The 3,198-nt window shown below is 65.9% G+C and carries 3 protein-coding genes; 2 read left to right on the plus strand and 1 reads right to left on the minus strand.

Going from position 1 to position 3,198, the window contains the following annotated elements:
• Nucleotides 1-107: 107 nt before the first annotated feature.
• Nucleotides 108-1,817, minus strand: a complete 1,710-nt coding sequence (gene hutU / locus RMO57_RS04275; protein WP_310384540.1) for a urocanate hydratase — start codon at nucleotides 1,815-1,817, stop codon at nucleotides 108-110.
• A gap of 113 nt (nucleotides 1,818-1,930) precedes the next feature.
• Between hutU and RMO57_RS04280 the strand changes: the two genes are divergently transcribed.
• Complete coding sequence (locus RMO57_RS04280) at nucleotides 1,931-2,689, plus strand: UTRA domain-containing protein (protein ID WP_310384543.1); 759 nt, start codon at nucleotides 1,931-1,933, stop codon at nucleotides 2,687-2,689.
• On the plus strand, nucleotides 2,686-3,198 hold a 513-nt coding region (locus RMO57_RS04285), incomplete at its 3' end, for a HutD family protein (RefSeq protein WP_310384545.1). The genes RMO57_RS04280 and RMO57_RS04285, both read left to right, overlap by 4 nt.

The raw sequence follows: 3,198 nt of genomic DNA on the forward strand, positions 1-3,198 counted from the left end.
GCGGAGGGACGCAGAGGACGCAAAGAATAAGAAGGCAAAAGAAATGCTCTGCGTACCTTGCGTTCCTCTGCGCCCTCTGCGTCCGTATTGAAACGACGTTATTGATGTCAGTTGCGATTTAGCATCGGCATATTCAACCCACGCTCGCGTGCCGTTGTCTTGGCGATCTCGTAGCCGGCATCGGCATGGCGCATCACCCCCGTGCCGGGGTCGTTGTAGAGCACGCGGGCCAGGCGTTTGGCCGCAGCGTCGGTGCCGTCGGCGACGATCACCACGCCGCTGTGCTGGCTGAAGCCCATGCCGACGCCGCCGCCGTGGTGCAGGCTGACCCAAGTGGCGCCGCCGGCGGTGTTGAGCAGCGCGTTGAGCAGCGGCCAGTCGGAAACCGCGTCCGAGCCGTCCATCATGCTTTCGGTCTCGCGGTTGGGGCTGGCGACCGAGCCGCTGTCCAGATGGTCGCGGCCGATCACGATCGGTGCCTTGAGCTCACCCGACCTGACCATCTCATTGAAGGCCAGGCCGGCGAGATGGCGCTCGCCCAGGCCCAGCCAGCAGATGCGTGCCGGCAGGCCCTGGAAGGCGATGCGTTCGCGCGCCATGTCCAGCCAGCGGTGCACGTGGGCGTGCTGCGGGAACAGCTCTTTGATCTTGGCGTCGGTCTTGTAGATGTCTTCCGGGTCGCCGCTCAGCGCCACCCAGCGGAAGGGGCCACGGCCTGCGCAGAACTGCGGGCGCACATAGGCGGGCACAAAACCGGGAAAGTCAAAGGCATTGCTAACGCCTTGCTCCAACGCCACCTGGCGGATATTGTTGCCATAGTCGACGGTCGGGATGCCCATCGCCTGGAACAGCAGCATGGCCTTGACGTGCACGGCGCAGCTGGCGGCGGCCGCCGCCTTCAGCGCGGCATGTTGGGCCGGGTCGGCGGCGGCCGCTTTCCACTGCTCAACGCTCCAGCCTGCAGGCAAATAGCCATTGATCAGATCGTGGGCGCTGGTCTGATCGGTGACCAGGTCGGGCTTGAGGCTGGCGTCGGTCTTGCAGCGTTCGGCCAGCGCCGGCAGGAGGGTCGCCGCATTGCCGAGCAGCGCGATCGAGATCGCGCGGCCCTCGGCGGTGTATTTCTTCAGCCGCGCCAGTGCGTCATCAAGGTCGCTCGCTTGCTCGTCCACATAGCGGGTCTTGAGGCGGAAGTCGATGCGGCTTTGCTGGCATTCGATGTTCAGCGAGCAGGCACCGGCGAAGCTGGCGGCCAGCGGTTGCGCGCCGCCCATGCCGCCCAGGCCGGCCGTTAGCACCCAGCGGCCTTTCATCGTTCCTCCATAGTGTTGACGCCCGGCCTCGGCAAAGGTCTCATAGGTGCCCTGCACGATGCCTTGCGTGCCGATATAGATCCAGCTGCCGGCCGTCATCTGGCCATACATCATCAAGCCCTTGCGGTCGAGCTCGTTGAAATGGTCCCAGTTGGCCCAGTGCGGCACCAGATTGCTATTGGCGATCAAGACCCGCGGCGCGTCAGCGTGAGTCGGGAAGATGCCGACCGGCTTGCCCGACTGAATCAGCAGGGTCTCGTCGTCGCCCAGGCTTTTCAGCGAAGTCAGGATGGCCTCAAAGCAGTCCCAGTTGCGAGCCGCCTTGCCGATGCCGCCGTAGACCACCAGCGCGTCCGGGTTCTCGGCCACATCGGGGTCCAGATTGTTTTGCAACATCCGGTAGGCGGCTTCAATCAGCCAGTTCCTGCAGCTGAGCTGGGTCCCTCTTGGGGCGCGCACAGGACGGGGTTTTGCAACTTGGTGGACGGGGGACAGGTCGGACATGGCAGCCTCACGGAGGGTCTCAACAATCGGAAAGAAGCGCACGCAACATCAACGACGCGGCGCAGCGGCAAAGTGTACTTGACTAGACAAGACTATGCAAATACACTCGAATCATGGTTTTCCCTGATTCCGCAGCGCGCAACCGGCCGTCGGCCCGGGCAGCCACTGCGCAGGTTCTGGCTCCCTACGCGCTGGTCAGGGAATATCTCAAACACGGGCTGTCGGTCGGCCGCTGGCCGCCCGGCGCGTTGATGCCGTCCGATTCCGAGCTGGTCGCGCAGTTCGGCGTCAGCCGCATGACGGTCACCCGGGCGTTGCGCGAGTTGCAAACCGATGGCCTGGTGACCCGGGTGCAGGGCCTTGGAACCTACGCCGCGCATCTGGCCCAGGTCTCCTCGTCGCTGACGATTCGCGACCTGCACGAGGAGATCACCGCGCGCGGCCATCGCCACCACGCCCGGGTCCATCTTTCAAGGCAGCAGCGCGCCACCGCAGGGCTGGCGGGGCAACTCGGCCTGGCCCCGGGAGCGCCGGTATTCCATACCCTGATCGTGCACTTCGAGGACGACGTCGCGCTGCAATGCGAGGACCGCTTCGTCAATCCGCGGTGCGCGCCCAACTACCTGAAGACCGACTTCACCAAAATCACGCCGACGCACTATTTGTTGCAGGTGGCGCCGCTGTGGGAGGCGCAGTATTCGATCGAAGCCGGGGCCCCACGCGTGCGCGAAGCCCGATTGCTCGGCATACCGGGCGACGAGCCGTGCCTGATCATCGTGCGGCGCACCGTCAACCGCGACATCCCGATCACGCTGGCGCGCCTGGTGCATCCGGGTTCGCGTTACCGCGTGCAAGGACAATTCAAGCCATGAATTTCTTGCTGATCGACGCCGATTCGGTGGCCCCCCAGGCCTGGCGCAATGGCGGGGGCCAGACCCGCGAACTGCTGGCCTGGCCTGCTGGCGCGGAGTGGAAGCTGCGCATCAGCCGGGCCGACATCGAGTCCGACGGCGCGTTTTCGGCGTTCCCGCAAGTCGAGCGCTGGTTCGCGGTGCTGCGTGGCGCCGGCGTGGTGCTGGCGTTTGCCGATGGCGACCGCGAGCTCAAGGCGGGCGACCCGCCGTTGCGCTTTGATGGCGGCACTGCCCCCGGTTGCCGCCTACTCGACGGTCCGACGCAGGACCTGAACCTGATGGCGCGCAACGGCGTCGGCGTGATGCGCCGGGTGGATGCCGGGCGCGGCTGGTGCATCCGGGGTCGCGTTACCGGGTACAAGGGCAGTTCAAGCCATGAGCGACGCCGGGCCGCTCCCAAGGCGCTCGCTCCCCCTTTGGGGACCGGCGCGCAGCGACGTAGGGGGGCATCAATGAGCCCGCCGGGC

Source organism: Roseateles sp., assembly GCF_031397715.1.
Lineage (GTDB): Bacteria > Pseudomonadota > Gammaproteobacteria > Burkholderiales > Burkholderiaceae_C > Paucibacter_A.